This window comes from Neisseria sp. HMSC069H12 (genome assembly GCF_001812735.1).
Lineage (GTDB): Bacteria > Pseudomonadota > Gammaproteobacteria > Burkholderiales > Neisseriaceae > Neisseria > Neisseria subflava.
In genome coordinates this window covers 17,879-38,740 of the sequence record NZ_KV810241.1, presented here as the reverse complement: position 1 = coordinate 38,740, position 20,862 = coordinate 17,879, and the positions used below count along the sequence as shown (strand labels likewise).

The window sequence follows — 20,862 nt, the reverse complement described above, 5'->3', positions numbered from 1 at the left end:
GATGTCCAACTTTTGGGGTGCAGTTCAAAATTTCAGACGGCCTTTTAATCTGTTATTGCTTATTGGATACTGGTACCAATACGGCTGAGTTCGCCAAAGTTCATCCAAACGAAAAAGGCTTTACCGACGATTAGTTTGTCATCAACAAATCCCCAGTAACGGGAATCGGCGCTATTGTCGCGGTTGTCGCCCATCGCGAAATAACGGCCTTCAGGAACTTTACAGATAAAGCCATTACCGTCTTCTGCATATTCGCAATTTTCCAAACCGCTTGTTTCAAGCGAGTAATTGCTTTCAGACATCACTTCGGAGATGTATTTGTTCAATACAGCAATAGATACGGAAGGTTGACTGGCCTCTTTGACCACATCAAAGTTTTTGCCGTTTAAGGCCGTATGAAAACGCTCAAGCGTATGAATCATAGACGGATCGGTATCATCTGCGTATTGATAATTGCCGTTTGGTTTTTCGGAAATAATTTCACCGTTAATAGTCAAAACCTTATCACGGTATTCCACAACGTCGCCCGGAATACCGACGATGCGCTTGATGTAATTCATCTCAGGCTGAAGTGGATAATTGAACACCACGACATCGCCTCTGGCAATGTTGCCGACAGGGATAATGACCTTATTCAAAATCGGCAGGCGGATACCGTAAGAAAATTTGTTCACCAAGATAAAATCGCCTTTTACCAAGCCCGGACGCATGGAGCTGGACGGAATTTGGAACGGCTCGGCAATAAAGCTGCGCAACACAAAGATAACCAAGATGATAGGGAAAAAGCCGCCCATATAGTCGGTAAAATGCGCATTGTCTTCGCCGGTCTCGCTTTTTTTCAGACGGCCTTTATGGATTGCCCAAACAATACCGGTGAACACGACAAACACCAGCAATACGGCGGTAAAGCTCATAAATTCGGACAAAATGCCGAATACGCCGACCATGCACAAGAGATAACTCCATTGCAGGCCGGAGCTCCATTCGCCGTTTTCCTGACGCTCTTTACTGCTTTTGAAGTTGAGGACCAAGCCGGCCAGCAGTACAACGATTGCGCCTAAAGTCAGATTTATACTCATTATTTATCACTCACTTGCAGAATCGCCAAGAACGCGCTTTGCGGGATTTCCACGTTGCCCACTTGTTTCATGCGGCGTTTGCCTGCTTTTTGTTTTTCAAGAAGTTTTTTCTTACGGGTAATATCGCCGCCGTAACATTTCGCCAAGACGTTTTTACGCAGGGCTTTGACGTTTTCGCGGGCGATAATCTGGCTGCCGATGGCGGCTTGGACGGCGATGTCGAACATTTGGCGCGGAATCAGTTCGCGCATTTTCGCTACCAGTTCGCGGCCTCGGTGAACGGCGCTTTGACGGTGCACAATCAGGCTCAATGCATCGACTTTTTCGCCGTTGACCATGATGTCGAGCTTAATCAAATCAGACGGTTGGAATTCTTTGAAATGGTAGTCCAGCGAGGCATAGCCGCGCGAAGTGGATTTGAGTTTGTCGAAAAAGTCCATCACGACTTCGTTCATGGGCAAGTCGTAAGTCAGCATGACTTGACGGCCCATGTATTGCATATTGACCTGTACGCCGCGCTTTTGATTACACAAAGTCATAACGTTGCCGACGTATTCCTGCGGCACGAGGATGGTCGCGGTAATAATCGGCTCGAGAATGGTTTCGATGCTGCCGATGTCGGGCAGTTTGGACGGGTTTTCGACTTCGATTTTTTCGCCGCTCTTCAACACGACTTCGTAAACCACCGTCGGCGCGGTGGTAATCAAATCCATGTCGAACTCGCGCTCCAAGCGTTCCTGCACGATTTCCAAGTGCAGCAGACCCAAGAAGCCGCAACGGAAGCCGAAGCCCAATGCTTGAGAAACTTCAGGCTCGAATTTCAACGAAGCATCGTTCAGCTGCAATTTTTCCAACGCATCGCGCAAGGCTTCATAGTCGTGGCTTTCCACGGGGTAGAGGCCGGCGAATACTTGGCTTTGCACTTCTTGGAAGCCGGGCAGCGGCTCAGAGGCGGGGTTGGCAACCAAAGTAACCGTGTCGCCGACTTTTGCCTGTCCCAATTCTTTCACGCCGGTAATCAAAAAGCCCACTTCGCCGGCTTTGAGTTCTTGTTTTTGAACCGATTTCGGTGTGAATACGCCCAGTTGCTCAACCTGAGTTTCCGCCTTGGTGCTCATAAAGCGCACTTTGTCTTTCAGCTTGATGGTGCCGTTTTTCACACGGATCAGCATGACCACGCCGACGTAGTTGTCAAACCACGAATCGATGATAACGGCTTGCGGCGGCGCGTTTTCATCGCCGGTCGGCGCGGGGATTTTGGCAACGATTTCTTCCAAAACGTCTTCCACGCCGATGCCGCTTTTGGCGGAACATTGCACCGCGCCGACGGCATCGATGCCGATGATGTCCTCGATTTCCTGTTCCACGCGGTCGGGGTCGGCGGCAGGCAGGTCGATTTTGTTCAAAACAGGCACGACTTCCACGCCCAAATCAATCGCGGTATAGCAGTTCGCCACGGTTTGTGCTTCCACGCCTTGCGATGCGTCAACGACCAAAAGCGCACCTTCGCAGGCGGACAACGAGCGGGAGACTTCGTAAGAGAAGTCGACGTGTCCCGGCGTGTCAATCAGGTTGAGCTGATATACTTGTCCGTCGCGTGCTTTGTAGTTGAGCGCGGCGGTTTGCGCTTTGATAGTGATGCCGCGCTCTTTTTCGATGTCCATGGAATCGAGTACCTGCGTACTCATTTCGCGCAAATCCAGGCCGCCGCAGTATTGGATAAAACGGTCGGCAAGTGTCGATTTACCGTGGTCGATGTGGGCAATAATGGAGAAATTCCGTATGTTTTTCATATTGTTATTAAGATAAATGCAATTAAAGTCGGAAAGGCCGTCTGAAAAAACAGGGATTCGGTTTTCAGACGGCCTTAGAATAAGGTTGAATCGTTCCGTATTCTAACGGAAATTCAACGTTTCTGCATGATTTTATAGCGATTTGACAATCTCGGTAACCATCTTCGCCGAGCTGACGGCCGCCGTTTTCAAAAACTCTTCAAAGCTGATGTCCGCTTTCTCATCTGCCGAATCGGATACGGCGCGAATAATTACAAACGGCACTTCCAACTGGTGACAAGTCTGCGCAATCGCCGCGGCTTCCATTTCCACTGCTTTTACGTCAGGGAAATGGCTGCGGATTTCCACAACACCTTCGCTACTGTGCACAAAACGGTCGCCACTGACGATCAAGCCTTGCGTTACGGACGCACCTTCAAACACTTGTGCCGCCTTTTCTGCTTGGCGAATCAAGTTCTCATCCGATGCAAACACAGCAGGAAGTTGCGGTACTTGCCCCCAAACATAACCAAAAGCCGTTACATCAACATCATGATGCGCCACAGTTTCGCCGATAACCACATCGCCGACCTTCAGGCCCTTGCCCAAACCGCCTGCACTGCCGGTATTAATAACACAATCCGGTGCAAACTGATGAATGACCCAAGAAGTCGAAACCGCTGCATTAACCTTACCGATACCGCTCAAAACCAATACCATGCGTTTTCCTGCCAACTCGCCTTCATACGCCGAGAATTTACCGAAGGACACATGCTTGACATTGGCCATGTTTTCACGCAAAAGCTCGATTTCCTGCTCCATTGCGCCGACCACGGCAATTGTTTGTACTGACATCTCGTTACCTTTCCATTCACTAATCGGGCAACATTATAACAGCAGAATTTAAAATCACAGGGATACTGAAAAATCTGCTATATTCCCAGAACGACACTCAATTTAAAACAGATTGACGCTCGATCTGGCAAACAGCAAATAATGGTTGCTTCTGTTATAATTATTCTCAATGAAATAACTTATATATTAACTATCTAAATTCTTATGTTTGACGAAAATACTCCGGGTGCAAAAGAAGAATTGTTCGCTTGGCTACACCATATGAACACATACAAAGGCTCCGACCTTTTCATTACCACCAATTTCCCGCCGGCCATGAAAGTGGACGGCAAAATTACGCGACTGAGTGATGAACCGTTGAGTGCTGAAAAATGTATGGAAATCGCTTTTTCGATTATGTCTTCCAAACAAATCGAAGAATTTTCTTCCACCAACGAATGCAACTTCGCCATCAGCCTGCCCGATACCAGTCGCTTCCGTGTCAATGCCATGGTTCAACGCGGTGCAACAGCTTTAGTGTTCCGCTCCATTACCAGTAATATCCCGAAATTTGAAACGCTCAATCTGCCCCCTATTCTGAAAGACATCGCCCTCAGAAAACGCGGCCTGATTATTTTTGTCGGTGGTACAGGTTCGGGCAAGTCCACTTCCCTCGCCTCCCTTATCGACTATCGAAACGAAAACAGCTTCGACCACATTATCACCATCGAAGACCCGATTGAGTTTATCCACCAACACAAAAACTGCATCATCACCCAACGAGAAATCGGCGTAGATACCGAAAATTGGCCGATTGCGCTGAAAAACACCCTGCGCCAAGCACCGGATGTTATCTTGATTGGCGAAATCCGCGACCGCGAGACCATGGACTACGCTATTTCCTTCGCGGAAACCGGCCATTTGTGTATGGCGACACTACATGCCAACAATACCAACCAAGCGCTCGACCGCATCATCAACTTCTTCCCCGAAGAGCGCCGTACCCAGTTGCTGACGGACTTGTCGCTCAACCTGCAAGCCTTTATTTCACAAAGACTGATTCCCCGTGAAAGCGGACGGGGTCGTGTGGCGGCGGTCGAAGTTTTGCTCAATTCGCCGATTATTGCCGACTTGATTCAAAAAGGCGAAGTCCACAACATCAAAGAAATGATGAAAAAATCAACCGGCATGGGCATGATCACTTTTGACCAAGCCTTGTATGATTTGTATGAAAACGGCGATATCAGCTATAAAGACGCTATTAAAAATGCCGACTCCCCCCATGACTTGCGCCTAGACATTCAATTACGAAGCCGTCGTGCGCAAAATGCCGGTCCGGATTTAGAATTGATTTAACGTCTTCAAAGCATAGAAAAGGCCGTCTGAAACCTTACTACGAGTTTCAGACGGCCTTTATTCCATCAAATAATCAAGCCTGTTTCAATTTTGCATCGGCATCACGCAATGCAGTACGCAGACCTTCCTCGATAACCGGATGGTAAAACGGCATATCCAGCATTTGCGGAATCGTCATCTTCATTTGATGCGCCCAAGCCATCAAGTGTGCCAAATGTTCGGCAGCAGGGCCGACAACTTCCGCACCAATGAAACGGCCGGTCGCTTTCTCAGCATACAAACGCATATGGCCTTTGTTGACCAACATAACGCGGCTGCGGCCTTGATTTCGGAAGGAAATCTCGCCGATGACAAACTCATCAGGCTGATATTTCGCCGTAACTTGCGCGTATTTCAAGCCGATAGTGGCAATTTGCGGACTGGTGAATACCACGCCGATTACGCTACGGCGCAAACCGCCCTCAATATTCGGGAAAATAGCGGCATTGTGGCCGGCAATTTTGCCTTGGTCGGAAGCTTCATGCAGCAGAGGCAATTGATTGGACGCATCGCCTGCGATAAAGATATGCGGAATGCTGGTTTGCATGGTCAACGGATCGGCAACAGGCACGCCACGCGCATCTTTTTCGATATTCAGGTTTTCCAAACCGATATTGTCCACGTTCGGACGGCGACCGGCGGCAGCCAAAGCATATTCGGCATGGAACACACCTTTTTCGCCATCTTGTTCCCAATGAACTTCAACATTACCTTCTGCATCCAATTTGACTTCGGTTTTGGCATCCAAATGCAAAGTCAACTCTTCACCAAAAACGGTTTTGGCTTCTTCAGCGACAACAGGATCGGAAATACCGCCAATCGCACCGGCTACGCCAAAAATCTCAACTTTTACGCCCAAACGGTGCAAAGCCTGACCCAACTCTAAGCCGATTACGCCAGGGCCGAACACGGCCACACTCTTAGGCAAGGTATCCCAAGAAAAAACATCATCGTTCACAATCAAGCGATCGCCTAAAACTTCCCACTGTGGGAAAATCACAGGGCGCGAACCGGTGGCAATCACAAAACTTTTTGCAGTAATTTGAGTGTGGTCATCAATTTGGACGGTGTGTTCATCAACAAATTTTGCCGTACCCATAATACGCTTGTCGGCAGGCCACTCTTCTACATCGCTGACTACAAAACCGACAAAACGGTCGCGTTCGGACTTCACGCGGTGCATGACTTCTTCGCCGTTTACCGTTACGCTGTCTTTATCCAAATGTACGCCAAACGGATCGGTATGCAGAGCATGATGGCGCGCTTCCGCAGCCGCAATCAGCAATTTGGACGGCATGCAGCCGACACGTGCACAAGTTGTTCCGAATACATTGTTTTCAATCAGGTAAACATTGTCTGTATGAAGTCGGGCATTGCGAAATGCGCCCATACCGGCTGTACCGCCACCCAGTACTACCACATCTGCTTGAATCTTTTTCATATTTTATCCTTACTGTCTATATCCAAACCGATATTGCCATCAGGTTATCCGTTTTCAGACGGCCTAAACTTCATAAACTATCAAAATCTAAAAATTAATAGCCAATACCTAAATATCGATTTAAAACAATAATCTCAAATTCTACTTGTAAATATAGAGTTATTCAGAACGCCGATTTGCAAACGTCGTTTGAATAACTCTATATTTGGGTCTTTCAGACGGCCTTTTCAAGCCGTCTTAAGCATACAGGCAATTAGTTTTTAGCCAAGTAAGCTTCCAAGTCTTCGCTGCCGCCGATGTATTTGCCGCCGATGAATACTTGAGGAGCAGTCATCTTGCCGGTAATAGCGCGTACGGAAGTAACAGTTGCATCTTTGCCCAATACGATTTCTTCGTAAGACAAACCTTTGTCTTGCAGAGCTTTTTTAGCTTTAGCACAGAATTGGCAGCCAGGTTTGGTGAAGATGGCAACAGACTCTTGAGCTTTCCACTCGGGAGCAATAAATTTCAACATAGTGTCAGCGTCAGACACTTTGAAAGGATCGCCTGGTTCTTCAGGTTCGATAAACATTTTTTCAACCACGCCGTCGTTAACCAGCATGGAGTAACGCCAAGAGCGTTTACCGAAGCCCAAGTCTTCTTTGCCAACCAACATGCCCATGCCTTCAGTGAATTCACCGTTGCCATCAGGAATCATGTAGATGTTGTCAGCTTCTTCTTCAGCAGCCCAAGCGTTCATTACGAAAGTGTCGTTTACAGATACGCAGTAGATTGCGTCAACACCGTTTTCTTTGAACGCGCCAAACAATTCGTTGTAGCGTGGCAGATGAGAAGAAGAGCAAGTTGGAGTAAATGCGCCAGGCAGAGAGAACACGACTACTTTTTTGCCTTTGAACAAATCATCAGTAGAAACATCTTTCCAAGTGTCGCCAACGCGAGTGCGGAATACTACGGAAGGTACTTTTTGACCGGTACGATCTTGCAAAGCCATTTTTAAGCTCCTTAAAAATTCGGGTTTGAGAAATGAATCAATGCTTGCATTCTAATGCAGGCCTATCGATTTGTATAATTTATAGTTCAAATAATATTAATTACATTAAACTATCAATTCAATTAAACCGAAAACAGCTGTTTCTTTAAATGGAGGCCGTCTGAAATAAAACAAGTACCTGACTGAAATTATTTTTTAGGTAAGGGCTGAACGGGAGAATCCGAAGCCACAATTTCACCGATGGCTGTTTCCGCAATATCCTTCAAAACATAGCGGTCTTTATCCGGCATGTCTGTCGGTTTGTATTGAGGCGAGAAATCCAAACGGATACGGATTTTCTTCATAGAAACAATACGCCATAAAGACTGAAACAGGTTTACCTCCGCATAGGATGGCAGATCCGTCCGTTGTCCTTCGCCATCATAATATCGCAAAGTTACTGCCTGAATCGGCGCTTTCGCATCAATAGCCGATTGAAACAGGGCTGCTTTAAACGGCAAAATACCCAAGCCAGAAGAAGTGCGTGCCTCGGGAAAGAAACTGACATTTTGCCCTGCTTTCAATGCCGCACAAATCGCCTGATTAATCGGCTCGATATCACGGCGGGAATTGCGCTTAATAAACACCGTGCCGGCATTTTTACCCATTTTCCCCAAAACCGGCCAGCCGCTAATTTCCTGTTTCGCAATAAAACTGCTCGGATAAACGGCACTCATGGCAAAAATATCCAACCAAGACACATGATTGGCCACCACCAAAGTACCGCTCACATTTCCTTGCGGCGGTACGCCGATTTCCAATTCGATATCCAAAGCATCCAACGCACCTTTTCCCAAAACAACCACAGCGTGATTGCGTTCCTCTGCATTGTTGCCATCGATGGCACGCAAATCCCGACCGGTTCTGAATAACCAAGCTGCCAAACGGCAAAGTCTGCCCAGTCGTTTAAAAAAAGGAGCTTTTTGTTTAGACATAAAATTTCTTCTGTATTGTGTTCATTATTTTCAGACGGCCTCTGACATTTAAGGCCGTCTGAAACTATTTCTGGCAATTTGGACAATAAAATGTTCCACGCTGCCCCAAAGTTTCTTTAAAAATCAGCCCGCCACATTGGACACAAGGCTCATTGTGACGGCTATAGACCGTATACTCCTGCTGAAAGTAGCCGCTTTTTCCATCGCTATTAACGAAGTCTCGCAGCGTACTGCCGCCGGTTTCAATCGCCCTTTGCAGAACCGCTTTAACGGTTTCCACCAATAATGCGCATTCTTTTTTGGTCAGCTTATTCGCCGGACGCAATGGCGAAATACCTGCCTTAAACAGACTTTCATTCGCATAAATATTGCCAACGCCAACCACCACCGCATTATCCATCAGCGCTAATTTAACTGCTCGCTTTTGGTTTTTCAATTTCTGATACAGGTAATTTGCATCAAAATCGTCCGAGAGCGGCTCCGGCCCCAGTTTTTCCAACAGCGGATGATGCTCGGCAATACCCTCATACCACAATACCGCACCAAATTTACGCGGATCGTGATAACGCAATACGGTACCGTCATCAAATACAAAATCCAAATGATCGTGTTTATCCGGTGTGGCGATACGCTCATCATCGGCGGTAAAAATCCGCAAACTGCCGGACATACCCAAATGAATAAGTAAAATACCCGTTTCAAAAGTAATAATCAAATACTTCGCACGACGGTTGCATGCCAAAATTTTGCGCCCGGCCAAAATTTGCGCCAAGTTTGGATGGATAGGCCATCTCAATTTAGACTGGCGAATAATGACTTTTTCTATCTTCTTGCCATCAATATGCGGCGCGATTCCGCGTAAAGTCGTTTCCACTTCAGGTAATTCAGGCATCATTAGTCTCCAAATTCATCATTATATATAGGCCGTCTGAAAACTATTCAGCCAAACGTGCCGTACTTAAAGCAACCGTATTGCCATCGAATGCAGATTCCAATTCAGGCAAAGGATGGACACCAATTAAATGTTTCGTTAAAACCACACCATAAACCGCCGCACATTGAGGCCACCACCTATCCCCCGCCTTTTCCATAAACCGCCAAAACCGCAAAGCAGATGGCGAATTCACAGCAGGCAGATAATCCATAAACTGCCCATATTCCATTTCAAAACCAATAGCGGCAATTTTTCGTTTCAACTCAGCCAGCGCCAAGCATTGAGATTTCATAGGCAATCTTTTGCCATCAAACCACGAGCTCAATCCCCACAAAGATTTAGGGTTAAATCCCGTCAAAATCAACCTGCCCTCGGGTTTTAATATCCTAAATGCCTCTTGCAACACCAAATCGGCAGATGAAATTTCCAAAAGATGGGGCATCAATAATACATCCACAGAATGCGTTTCAAATGCCAACATTTCAGCATCCATCCGCACATCGCGCGGCACCACAATCATATTTTCAGACGGCCTCTGCCATATACCGCCTAATTGAACTGCCACTTGGCCATTCAAATATTGCAAATGCCGTCTGAAAAAATCCGCCTCTTTTTGAGCAAGATATTGTCCCATTGGCGTTTGCATAAAAAAAACTTCCATTAAAGACTCCCCTATGCATTCTGGCTTGTGTGACAGAATTTTAACACCACGACCACATCATACAAGCAAATTCCCTGCTCGACTTGACGTTTGAATGCTGAAACGATACCATCGAAAAGACGAAATTTTATTATATATTTGATAACTCTATTTACTATGGCAAAACTAAAAACCATCGCTCTGACCGTTTCAAGCCTGTCGGCAGTTTCCGCCACAGCCTACGCGCAAAACGCCACGCCCAACCAAGTCGGCATGGCCATGATGCGCCTCAACTCCTCCCTGCTCGACCAAGCCAAAGCACAAACCTTCGGCTCTGGTAGCTTGTGGGCATCGTTGCGTAAAGACTTCCGCATCAACGAAGTCAATACAGAACTGGTTCGCCGCCATGAAAACAAATTTGCTGCAAATAGTGCATATTTCGACCGCACCATCTCCCGCAGCAAACCTTATATGTACCATATTGCCAATGAAGTTAAAAAACGCAATATGCCTGCTGAAATCGCTTTGCTGCCTTTCATTGAAAGCGCATTCGTAACCAAAGCCAAATCACACGTCGGCGCATCCGGCCTGTGGCAATTTATGCCGGCTACTGGCCGCCACTTCGGCTTGGAAAAAACGCCTTTATATGACGGCCGCCACGACGTTTACGCCGCTACCGATGCCGCACTGAACTACCTGCAATACTTGCACGGTATGTTCGGCGACTGGTCTTTGGCCCTTGCCGCTTACAACTGGGGCGAAGGTAACGTCGGCCGCGCCGTAAACCGTGCCCGTGCGCAAGGTTTGGAGCCGACATACGAAAACCTGCGTATGCCGAATGAAACACGCAACTACGTTCCAAAACTTTTGGCCGTCCGCAACATCGTTGCCAACCCGCAAACTTTCGGCATGAATATCAGCGAAATCAGCAATCAACCGTATTTCAAATCTGTCAGCATCGACAAACCTATTGATAACAGCACAATCGCTCGCTTTGCAAACATCAGCGAAAGCGAACTGTTGGCACTCAACCCAGGTTTCAATGCCCCAGTATTTATCCCTAAAAACAACCGTCGTCTGTTGTTGCCAGTTTCTGCGGTTTCTGCATTTGAGAAAAACTACCGCAATGCCAATCCAGATACCCTGATATCTTGGGATATTTATACCTCTTTGGGCAACAAAAAACTTAATGCCATCGCCAACGATACCGGCATGAGCGTAGCCGAACTCAAACGCCTCAACGGCCTGAGCGGTAGCGCCATTTCTGAAGGCCGCAGCATTTTGGTGGCTAAAAACTCAGCTACCCCAAGCCAAGACATTATTAACTTTATCGACAAAGACAATACGCCGGATACTTACCAATCCAATATGCCGGCCATGTCTCCGATTATTGCTTCCAACGTAGCAGAACCGGTTAGAGTAGCTCAAAATACCGTGACCAATATTGTTGCTCCTGTCGTTCCACAGTCCAGCAAACCGGTTGACTTTATTGCACGCAGCAAAGCTGAAAACGTTACTTCCGTAGCGGTAACAGAAACCAAGGCGCAGCCTCAAGTTGCAAATGCGGATGTAGCTGCCCCTGTTGTAGCCATGCCCCATACTACTTCTGATCCTGCTGCTACAAATGTTGCAGAAGCACCCAAAGCAGCTATCCCTGCCGACTTGACTGCACCGACTGTTGCCGCAAACGATGTAGCCCCTGCTCTAGCAGTTGAATCTGTTGCTGCTGCGCCGGTTCAAGAAGAGCATGATGACCTGATGGCTTTGGTACAAAGCCGACCTGCAGAGGAACCTGTAGCGACTGTCGCTGAAGCAACTCCTGAAGCCAAACAAGTTCAAACTGTTGTCACTGCCGAAAGTGCTCGTGCCGCACGTATCGCAGCCAATACCGCTAAACAACAACGCCGCATCAATGCGCGTCTTGCCCGTGTAAACGGTCAACAAAACACACAAACTGCAGCACTTGAAGCAGGCACACACCGCGTGGCAGATGGCGATACGCTGTTTAACATCTCCAAACGTTACAACTTGAGCGTAGCTGATTTGATTATTGCCAACAACATCAAAGGCAACAATATCAAAAAAGGCCAAATCCTTCGGGTCACAGCTGCTCCTGCAAAAGTCCGCAGCAACCCGATTCAAAACGTTTCCTACACTGTACGCAAAGGCGATACTTTGAACACCATCGCCAACCGTTTCAATGTTGATGTTAATGATATCCGCCGTTGGAACCGCAATACCCGTACTGTGACTCCTGGTCAACGTTTGAAACTGATCGGTAGCTAATACTTGCTTCAAAGCAAAGGCCGTCTGAAACATTCAGACGGCCTTTTCTTTATGATAAATAATAAATTCAATTTTTAAAAACAAAATAGCTATCTCTTCAAGCCATAAATATCTATGCAATAACTACCACATAGAAAAAAGAGTGTGCAAAAACACACTCTTTCTCAAACAGATTGCCATCAAATTTTACTCTTAACACCTGCATTCAAACATATAAATTCTGTATAAACATCATTATGCCGGTGAAAAAGCATCACAGAAGAAGGCATCTTCCGGTAAAGCACATTTTTGAGTCAGCAAACTTTGTGCACTCTCTGTCATAGCTAGTGACCCGCAAGCATAAACTTCATATTGGCTCAAATCAGGATAATTTTGTGCGGCAACGTTTTGCACATATCCATTCTCCCCTTTCCAATCGGAATCAGGCTTAGAAAGGACAGGCGAGAATTTTGCATTTTTCAGACGGCCTATTAATGCTTCTGCTTCTTCCAATGCGTACAAATCCTCCTGCTGACGTACCCCCCAGTAGAAATGAACCGGACGTTCGCTATTCTGATGAATCAAATCAAGCAAAATACTGCGGATAGGTGCGTAACCTGTACCCGTTGCCAACAAAACAATCGGTTTATCGCTGTCCTTTTGCAAAGTAAACGTACCCAATGGACCTTTAACGCGGACAATACCTTTTTCTTTGACTTTCGGCTCGGCACCAAAAATCATTTCCGAACATACGCCGTTTTCACGTTTACGGATATGCAGTTCTAAAACACCTTCTTGGTCAGGCGAATTGGCGATTGAATAGCTGCGGCTGATATTGCCGGGAAGCAGCAAATCAATATATTGTCCGGCATAAAATGCAAATGACGGCACTTTAGGTAAAGCCAACCTCAACAAAGCAACATCATGTTTGATTTCAATCGTTTCGATGCGTACAGGCAAAGTGCGCACCGGCAAAGCATTCGGATTAAACCCCGGCACATTGATTTTCAGGTTGCTCTTCGCAGTAGTACAGCACAATAACACTTTACCCTGCGCTTTTTCTTCGGCGCTGATGGCTTTATCAATATGATCGCCCATTTCAAATTCGCCACTCATCAACTCGGCCTTGCATTGTCCGCAGGCACCACTTTTACAAGAATGGGGCAGATTTAAATTTTGACGGGTCGCGGCAGCAAGAACGGTTTCATCCTCGTTTGCCATAAATGTGATTTGATCTGATAAGGTAATAGTATGTGTCATGGTATTTTAGAATAGTTTTAAAATCAAAAATAAAGGCCGTCTGAAAATAAACCTGTTTTCAGACGGCCTGTCCTATCTATCAAGCTAATTTGGCTTTAATCAGCTCTTGAACTTGAGCCGGATTAGCCTTGCCTTTACTTGCTTTCATCACTTGGCCGACAATCGCATTCAAGGCTTTTTCATTGCCGGAACGGAATTGCTCAATGGCTTTCGCATTGTTTGCCAACACTTCGTCTACCATCGCTTCAATTGCACCAGTGTCAGTAATTTGTTGCAAACCATGTTTTTCAATTAATTTAATTAGTTTATCCAATTCAATTTCTAATGCATCGATTTCGGCATTAATTTTATCCAGCTCCATATTATACTCTTGATATTCAAGATTAATTTCATTTATTTCTTTATCAAGTTCATCTGATAACTGATTTAGCCTCTTTTCTTCCCACATTATTTCAAAAGTTTTTTTCGCCAGTTTGCTGCTTAATGTGCCGTCGGCTATTTTACCCACCAGCGCAGCTAGGCATGGGGCCGTAATCGGGCTTTCAGCCAATTCCAAACCTTCTTTGTTCAAAGTAGCAGCAAGCTCGCCATTCATCCAGTTTGCTGTCAATTTACCTTGACCACAGGCTTTGGCCGCTTCTTCAAAATAGGCAGCTTGAGCGCGACTGGCAGTCAACAGACGTGCATCATAGTCAGATACGCCGTAATCGGCGACAAAACGCGCCGCCATTTCATGCGGCAACTCAGGCATTTGCTCTTTGGCTTTTTGCAATTGGCCGTCTGAAATAATAACCGGCAGCAAATCCGGATCCGGGAAATAGCGGTAATCGTGCGCATCTTCTTTCAAACGCATCACACGGGTTTCGCCTTTTTCAGGGTCAAACAGCATGGTTGCCTGCTGTACTTTACCGCCGTCTTCCAAGATTTCGATTTGCGCTTCCACTTCATAATTGATGGCTTGTTCCAAGAAGCGGAAAGAGTTGAGGTTTTTGATTTCACGGCGTGTACCGAACTCAGCCTGACCTTTTGGACGTACAGAAACGTTGGCATCGACGCGGAACGAGCCTTCCGCCATATTGCCGTCGCAAATATCCAACCAAGTTACCAAACCATGCAATGCTTTAGCGTATGCCACGGCTTCGGCTGCGGAACGCATTTCCGGCTCGGAGACAACTTCCAACAAAGGCGTACCGGCACGGTTCAAGTCAATACCAGTAGCACCGTTCAAACCTTCATGTACGGATTTACCCGCATCTTCTTCCATGTGCGCACGGGTAACATTGATGGTTTTAACTTCATCGCCTACTACGATTTCCAGTTTGCCGTGTTCAACAATCGGCAAATCCAACTGGCTGATTTGATAGCCTTTTGGCAAATCAGGATAAAAATAGTTTTTACGGTCGAACACGTTTTTCTGATTGATTTTCGCATCCAAAGCCAAACCGAGTTTGATGGCTTTTTCGACGACTTCGCGGTTCATTACCGGCAATACGCCTGGCAACGCACACTCAACCACGCTGGCGTGGGCATTAGGCTCGGCACCGAATGCAGTGGATGCGCCGCTGAAGATTTTGGATTGGGTGTTGAGTTGGACGTGGATTTCCAGTCCGATTACGGTTTCCCAAGTCATAAGGGTCTTTCTGTCGAAAAAAAGTTAATCGGTTAAATGAGTGATTCGTTTTTCAGACGGCCTGAATAAGAAATCCATAAGAGGCCGTCTGTAAGATAAGTTTATTTCCTGCAGCGTTGGAACCCGGGAAGTTGCCAATGGAAACGGTATGCAGTCAGGCGAAACAACAATCCGCCGGCAAAGAGCAGGTTTAACGTAAAAATATTAATCCAGCCCAAATGCCCGAACAGATAAATCAGCCCGCCAATCAAAATGGCTACGCTGCCGTAAAGGTCGGTGCGCAAAATCATCGGCACATCATTGACCAAAATATCGCGCGCAATACCGCCGCCAACGGCAGTCACAAAAGCCAAAGAAATAACGCCAAACAAATTGAGCTGCAAGGCCATACCGATTTGTGCGCCGGTAATGCTGAAAGCTGCCAAACCGATGGCATCGGCAATAATAAAAGCAGCGGCCAAATAGGTGCTGCGATAGCGTTGCACCCTTATCAACCATGCAATGGCAAGCGTGGCAAACACAACAATCAACGCATCGGTTTTCAAAAACACTTGCGGAATCCGGCCGACCAAACCATCGCGTATCATGCCGCCGCCAACAGCCGTCAGTAACGCCGTAATGACGACACCGAGTACATCCAATTGCTTGTTGTAGCCGACCAAATAGCCGGAAATGGCAAACGCAGCTGTCCCAATGATTTGAATGAAGTTGGTTGTATTCATATATATGTTTTATTCATCAGATGATAGTTTATTTTATAGGCGCTAAACCATTTCTTATTTGCTCTTCGATTTCATCTAACATCTGATAACGCTTACGATACATAGACCGTTTTTTGCTTTCAATTTCCTCAAAATTTTTACGTACCGGCTCTTTTGGAAGATGCCATAATCCATCAACACCTTTTTGAGCACCATGCTCCTGCCAAAATTGGTCATAGTTCATTTTGACACGTTTCTTCAAGCGCCAACGTAGCTTAACTTGCCTATCTTGTGTGATACCAATCACACCATCCAGCTTTAATGCAATAGCAAAATATTGCAATGCATGCACCATCAATTGCTGAGGACGCAATCCATGTAGCTTCTTAGTTAAATCCCGTACGGTATCTTTCGCCTCTTCTCCTGCTGGTCCCTGAAGGGAGGCTGCAAGCAGCATATTATTTACAAAGGCGAATGTTGTCATATACAGACGTCTTCCATTGCTTTCTCGTAAAGAAAGAGACCACATTCCCTCATCGACGCAATTGTCATTTCGGTTAAGCCAAATCTCAAGGCCGTCTGAAGGTTTTGCCAAAATAATATGAAAGGAACGGGTTTTCATACCCATTACTCTTTCTTTTCCAAACAGCTTTTCTGCAGCCTCAAAATCTGACTGCATAATTTTTAACCTATCTTGACCACTAAGTTTCTTATCAACAAACTCATGTATCAAAGGATAGGCATCTTGGGGCATTTGACTAAAAAAACTTTGGCATATTTCCGAAGCATTTACAAACTGCTCAAATGCCTTAATTTCTTTACGATACCACAATGTCCGCAATGTAAATTTTAAATGTTGCGTTTTAAACTTTGGCGCATTCTGATAAACAGTTTTAAATCCCGGAAAAGAAAACTTTTCAGGCATATAGGCTCCCTACCCTTATTCCGGCGCTTTAGTGTGCCAATCGCTATTCAGTTGAACTTGATGTGCGGCACCCAAAATTTTGGCTTCGGAGAAATAGTTGCCGATAAATTGCACACCAATCGGCAGACCGTTTGTACTGAAACCGGCAGGCAGAGTCAGTGCAGGCAAACCGGCAAGGTTCACGGCGATGGTGTAAATATCGGACAAGTACATTTGTACAGGGTCGTGAATGTCGCTGCCGAGTTTAGGCGCGGCAGTCGGCGCAGTCGGCGCCAAAATGAAATCACATTGACCAAAGGCCGTTTGAAAATCATTGGCAACCAGACGGCGCAGTTTTTGCGCTTTCAAGTAGTACGCATCGTAGTAACCATGGCTCAATACATAAGTACCGATCATGATACGGCGTTTGACCTCGCTGCCGAAACCTTCGGCACGGGTGTTGCTGTACATTTCTTCCAAATCGCCGAATTGCGCTGCACGATGGCCATAACGTACGCCGTCGAAACGGGACAAGTTGGTACTTGCTTCCGCGGAGGCGAGAACATAATAAGCAGGAATCGACAATGATGTTTGCGGCAGGGAAACTTCAACAGTCTCCGCGCCTTGAGCTTTAAGCAAATCAATAACGCTTTGCAAGGCCGTCTGAACATCGGCATCCGCGCCTTCGCCGAAATATTCTTTAGGCAAACCGATTTTCAAACCTTTAAGCGGCTTGTCCAAATCACGGGTGTAGTCTTCTTTGTCGCGCTCCAAACTGGTGGGATCGCGCTCGTCAAAGCTGGCCATGGCGTTCAACAAAATCGCGCAGTCTTCGGCCGTTTGCGCCATAGGGCCAGCTTGGTCAAAGCTGGAAGCATAAGCAACCATACCGAAGCGTGAAACCGTACCGTAAGTCGGTTTGATGCCGGTAATGCCACAATGCGATGCAGGCTGGCGGATAGAACCGCCGGTATCCGAACCCAACGCAGCCGGTGCCAAACGAGCCGCAATCACAGCAGCCGAACCGCCTGACGAACCGCCGGGAACATGTTCAAGATTCCATGGGTTTTTGGTTGCGCCGTAGAACGAAGTCTCATTGGTCGAACCCATGGCAAATTCGTCCATATTGGTACGGCCAAGAGTCACCATGCCGGCATCCAACAGGTTTTGCACCACAGTGGCAGTATAAGGAGAAACAAAGTTATCCAACATTTTGGAACTACATGCACTGCGCCAACCTGTTTGGCAGAAAATATCTTTGTAAGCAACCGGCACACCGGTCAAAGCCGTTGCATTACCGGCCGCGATACGCGCATCGGCTGCTTTGGCTTCAGCAAGGGTCTTATCTTGATCGATGGTCACATAGCCATTGATGGCAGGGTTTTTCGCAGCAATAGCAGCCAAATATTCGGTCGCCAATTCGACTGCAGAAATTTGTTTGGATTGCAGCAGGCTGCTGGCTTGTTTGAGCGTGTAAGCGGTCATTGTGCCGTACTTTCTATAAAACAGTTTTTTGCTTTCAAAACAGATATTGAAAACATCCGTTTAAATCAATAAATCGGGCCGTCTGAACAGAATATCCTTTCAGACGGCCTTGCAATAGGGGCTTGCCGATAAGCAAAGGCCGTCTGAAACCTTATTCTTCAATCACTTGAGGAACGATATACAGGCGGTTGCGCACTTCGGGGGCAACAGCCTGATATTCTGCAGCGTGATCGGTTTCAGTCACTTTATCTTCGCGCAGGCGCAAAGCGGCTTCATGCGGATGCGCCATGGGTTCGATGCCGTCGGTATTGACGCTTTGCATGTTTTCAACCATGGCGAAAATGTCGTTCAACTCGGCAAGCGTTTTGTTTTTTTCTTCGTCCGTTAAAGTGAGGCGCGAGAGTTTTGCGATTTTTTCCACATCATTTAAGCTTAAAGCCATAAAAAATCCTTGTCTGATAGCAATGCCTCTTTGGTTTGGGGTATCATTGCATTTCGTCTTCTATGAAGCGAAGAATTATAACCGAAAACCAAACAGGTTGGCATGGTGTTTTAATTCAGACGGCCTTTTAAGGGGGCATTTATCCGTCTAAAACCGTGTACCTGTTTTTCTTATTTTAATAATGCTAAACACATCCGGGCTGGGCCGGAATTTCAGGAATCCTATGTTTCGTCTTTTATCTCGTTTCCTCTTCAATGATATTGCCATCGACTTGGGCACGGCCAACACGTTGATTTTTGTACGTGGCAAAGGGATTGTTTTGGATGAGCCGTCTATGGTTGCGATTCAATCCGGCGCAGGCAATAAAAGTAAAATTATGGCGGTAGGCACGGAAGCAAAAAAAATGCAGGGTCGTGCGCCGCGCAATATCGAAATCGTCCGCCCGATGAGGGACGGCGTGATTGCCGATTTTGTAATTACCGAGCGTATGCTGGGTATGTTGATTAAAAAAGCCACCGAAGGACGGTCTTTGGTTCCGCCTCGTGTGGTTATCTGTGTTCCGGGCGGCTCCACCCAAGTGGAACGTAAAGCGATTTTGGATTCGGCGTTTGCTGCCGGAGCGGCAAGCGTACATTTGATTGAAGAACCGATGGCCGCCGCTTTGGGCGCGGGCTTGCCGATTGAAGATGCGGCAGGTTCGATGATTGTCGATATTGGCGGCGGTACGACTGAAATCGGTATTCTTTCACTGGGCGGCATGGCCTATTCTGCTTCTGTCCGCGCAGCTGGCGATGAATTCGATAAAAGCATCATCCATTACCTTCGCCGCCATCGCGGTGTCTTGATTGGCGAAGCTACGGCCGAAGAATTGAAGAAACAAATCGGCTCGGCCTCGGGCTTTGAAACCGAAACAGCCATGCGCATTAAAGGCCGCGATCTGGCCGAAGGTACGCCTAAATCCTTGGCAGTTACTTCAGATGAAATCCGTGAAGCATTGAGTGAAACGGTAAATCAAATCATCCGTGCCGTCCGTCTGGCTTTGGAACAGGCTCCACCCGAATTGGCAGGAGACATCGCCGACCGCGGTATTATGCTGACCGGCGGCGGCGCGCTTCTGCACGGTATCGATACCGTCTTAGCCGATGCAACCGGCCTGCCCGTCGGTATTGCCGACCAACCTCTGAACTGCGTTGCCTATGGTGCCGGTAAGGCTTTGGACTATATCGGCAAATGGGATACCGTGTTTACGGAAAACCCATAAGGTAGATGGTTATGGAACACTCTTCTTTGCGCTTTGACGAGGCAAAAGGCCCTAAGCTGTTGCCTCGTTTTGTCGTTTATATCGCTCTGGCTACCGGCCTGATTGTGGCCGATTACCGCTTTTCATTAATGCAGCCTATACGTGCGGCAGTAATGCCTATGCTCTATCCTGTTCAATGGCTGGCGAATCAACCTGTTCAACTTTATCAATATTTTGCCGACCTCTCCCAGTCTAAATCCGAGCTCTTGGAACAAAACCGCCAACTTCTGGAAGAAAATGGTCGTCTGAAAATTGATTTGCAGCGAGATAAAGTCAATACCGATGAATTGCGCGAATTAAAAAAACTATACGGTTTACAACAAAAAGGCATTCACAACGTTATCGGCGCGGAAGTCATTTCCAATGGCAAAGATCCGCTTTCCGAAAGACTGATTATCGGCAAGGGCAGTCAAGACGGTTTGAAAGTTGGCGACGCGGTCATCGATCAAAGCGGTTTGATTGGCCTGTTGACACAAGTTCACACACAAAGTGCGGAAATTGGGTTGATTTCAGGCGGACAAAGCATTGTCCCCATAGCCGTCAGCCGCACCGGTGAACGCAACTTGGCATACGGCAATGGTAACGGTTTGGATTTGCGCTATTTCCCAACCGGCTCCGACTTGAAACCCGGCGATGTTCTGCTGACTTCCGGTTTGGACGGTACTTATCCGGCAGGTATTCCCGTTGCAACCGTCAGCAAGGTTGTCCGTGCATCGGGAACGCCTTATTACGATACGCAACTGACGCCTTTGGCCGCTTTACGCAGCAGCCGTTTTGTCTTGGTACTTTCTTCCGCCCCTTCTTCCCCACGCTGA

General features: G+C 46.9%; 18 protein-coding genes. 4 read left to right on the top strand and 14 right to left on the bottom strand.

The features are described 5' to 3' along the window. Positions 1 to 59: 59 nt before the first annotated feature. The 3 genes from lepB to HMPREF2872_RS01005 all read right to left on the bottom strand — a co-directional run bounded on the left by lepB (position 60) and on the right by HMPREF2872_RS01005 (position 3,706). Complete coding sequence (gene lepB, locus HMPREF2872_RS01015; protein ID WP_070630543.1) at positions 60 to 1,079, bottom strand: signal peptidase I; 1,020 nt, start codon at positions 1,077 to 1,079, stop codon at positions 60 to 62. Further along, positions 1,079 to 2,872 carry a translation elongation factor 4 gene (gene lepA / locus HMPREF2872_RS01010; RefSeq protein WP_070630541.1) on the bottom strand — a complete coding sequence of 598 codons (1,794 nt, stop codon included), beginning with the start codon at positions 2,870 to 2,872 and terminating at the stop codon, positions 1,079 to 1,081. The genes lepB and lepA overlap by 1 nt, the downstream gene beginning before the upstream one ends. Before the next feature lie 132 nt (positions 2,873 to 3,004). Beyond that, positions 3,005 to 3,706: a 5'-methylthioadenosine/adenosylhomocysteine nucleosidase gene (locus tag HMPREF2872_RS01005; RefSeq protein ID WP_070630539.1), complete on the bottom strand. Its 702-nt coding sequence runs from the start codon at positions 3,704 to 3,706 to the stop codon at positions 3,005 to 3,007. A 204-nt stretch (positions 3,707 to 3,910) separates the two neighbouring features. On the opposite strand from HMPREF2872_RS01005, the gene HMPREF2872_RS01000 reads away from it, so the two are divergent. Further along, entirely contained in the window at positions 3,911 to 5,041 is a 1,131-nt protein-coding gene (locus tag HMPREF2872_RS01000) for a PilT/PilU family type 4a pilus ATPase (protein WP_070630538.1), read from the top strand. 73 nt (positions 5,042 to 5,114) lie between these two features. Here the strand turns inward: HMPREF2872_RS01000 and HMPREF2872_RS00995 are convergent, their stop codons facing one another. The 5 genes from HMPREF2872_RS00995 to HMPREF2872_RS00975 all read right to left on the bottom strand — a co-directional run bounded on the left by HMPREF2872_RS00995 (position 5,115) and on the right by HMPREF2872_RS00975 (position 10,081). Continuing rightward, on the bottom strand, positions 5,115 to 6,521 hold the full coding sequence (locus HMPREF2872_RS00995) for a dihydrolipoyl dehydrogenase (RefSeq protein ID WP_049351464.1): 1,407 nt from the start codon (positions 6,519 to 6,521) through the stop codon (positions 5,115 to 5,117). Positions 6,522 to 6,774: 253 nt separating this feature from the next. Beyond that, complete coding sequence (locus HMPREF2872_RS00990; protein WP_003685261.1) at positions 6,775 to 7,512, bottom strand: redoxin family protein; 738 nt, start codon at positions 7,510 to 7,512, stop codon at positions 6,775 to 6,777. Positions 7,513 to 7,700: 188 nt separating this feature from the next. Beyond that, complete coding sequence (locus HMPREF2872_RS00985; RefSeq protein WP_003685330.1) at positions 7,701 to 8,486, bottom strand: 1-acylglycerol-3-phosphate O-acyltransferase; 786 nt, start codon at positions 8,484 to 8,486, stop codon at positions 7,701 to 7,703. A gap of 64 nt (positions 8,487 to 8,550) precedes the next feature. Further along, a complete protein-coding gene (gene mutM, locus HMPREF2872_RS00980; protein WP_070630545.1) occupies positions 8,551 to 9,378 on the bottom strand; it encodes a bifunctional DNA-formamidopyrimidine glycosylase/DNA-(apurinic or apyrimidinic site) lyase in 828 nt (275 codons plus the stop codon). A gap of 43 nt (positions 9,379 to 9,421) precedes the next feature. After that, complete coding sequence (locus tag HMPREF2872_RS00975) at positions 9,422 to 10,081, bottom strand: class I SAM-dependent methyltransferase (RefSeq protein ID WP_070630536.1); 660 nt, start codon at positions 10,079 to 10,081, stop codon at positions 9,422 to 9,424. A gap of 156 nt (positions 10,082 to 10,237) precedes the next feature. Between HMPREF2872_RS00975 and HMPREF2872_RS00970 the strand changes: the two genes are divergently transcribed. Then, positions 10,238 to 12,346: a LysM peptidoglycan-binding domain-containing protein gene (locus tag HMPREF2872_RS00970; protein WP_070630535.1), complete on the top strand. Its 2,109-nt coding sequence runs from the start codon at positions 10,238 to 10,240 to the stop codon at positions 12,344 to 12,346. 234 nt (positions 12,347 to 12,580) lie between these two features. Here the strand turns inward: HMPREF2872_RS00970 and HMPREF2872_RS00965 are convergent, their stop codons facing one another. The 6 genes from HMPREF2872_RS00965 to gatC all read right to left on the bottom strand — a co-directional run bounded on the left by HMPREF2872_RS00965 (position 12,581) and on the right by gatC (position 18,747). Next, on the bottom strand, positions 12,581 to 13,585 hold the full coding sequence (locus HMPREF2872_RS00965; RefSeq protein ID WP_070630532.1) for an FAD-binding oxidoreductase: 1,005 nt from the start codon (positions 13,583 to 13,585) through the stop codon (positions 12,581 to 12,583). Between the two features lie 79 nt (positions 13,586 to 13,664). Continuing rightward, positions 13,665 to 15,215 (bottom strand): Asp-tRNA(Asn)/Glu-tRNA(Gln) amidotransferase subunit GatB, encoded by a 1,551-nt coding sequence (gene gatB / locus HMPREF2872_RS00960; protein WP_083311710.1) that lies wholly within the window; start codon positions 15,213 to 15,215, stop codon positions 13,665 to 13,667. 101 nt (positions 15,216 to 15,316) lie between these two features. Next, positions 15,317 to 15,937: a trimeric intracellular cation channel family protein gene (locus tag HMPREF2872_RS00955; protein ID WP_070630530.1), complete on the bottom strand. Its 621-nt coding sequence runs from the start codon at positions 15,935 to 15,937 to the stop codon at positions 15,317 to 15,319. A gap of 28 nt (positions 15,938 to 15,965) precedes the next feature. Continuing rightward, on the bottom strand, positions 15,966 to 16,841 hold the full coding sequence (locus HMPREF2872_RS00950) for a VirK/YbjX family protein (protein ID WP_070630528.1): 876 nt from the start codon (positions 16,839 to 16,841) through the stop codon (positions 15,966 to 15,968). 15 nt (positions 16,842 to 16,856) lie between these two features. After that, complete coding sequence (gatA, locus tag HMPREF2872_RS00945) at positions 16,857 to 18,305, bottom strand: Asp-tRNA(Asn)/Glu-tRNA(Gln) amidotransferase subunit GatA (RefSeq protein WP_070630526.1); 1,449 nt, start codon at positions 18,303 to 18,305, stop codon at positions 16,857 to 16,859. A gap of 151 nt (positions 18,306 to 18,456) precedes the next feature. Further along, a complete protein-coding gene (gene gatC, locus HMPREF2872_RS00940; protein WP_003685110.1) occupies positions 18,457 to 18,747 on the bottom strand; it encodes an Asp-tRNA(Asn)/Glu-tRNA(Gln) amidotransferase subunit GatC in 291 nt (96 codons plus the stop codon). A 223-nt stretch (positions 18,748 to 18,970) separates the two neighbouring features. Here gatC and HMPREF2872_RS00935 point away from each other — a divergent pair, with 223 nt between their 5' ends. Next, on the top strand, positions 18,971 to 20,008 hold the full coding sequence (locus HMPREF2872_RS00935) for a rod shape-determining protein (protein WP_070630524.1): 1,038 nt from the start codon (positions 18,971 to 18,973) through the stop codon (positions 20,006 to 20,008). An 11-nt stretch (positions 20,009 to 20,019) separates the two neighbouring features. Further along, positions 20,020 to 20,862 carry a rod shape-determining protein MreC gene (gene mreC / locus HMPREF2872_RS00930; protein ID WP_070630521.1) on the top strand — a complete coding sequence of 281 codons (843 nt, stop codon included), beginning with the start codon at positions 20,020 to 20,022 and terminating at the stop codon, positions 20,860 to 20,862.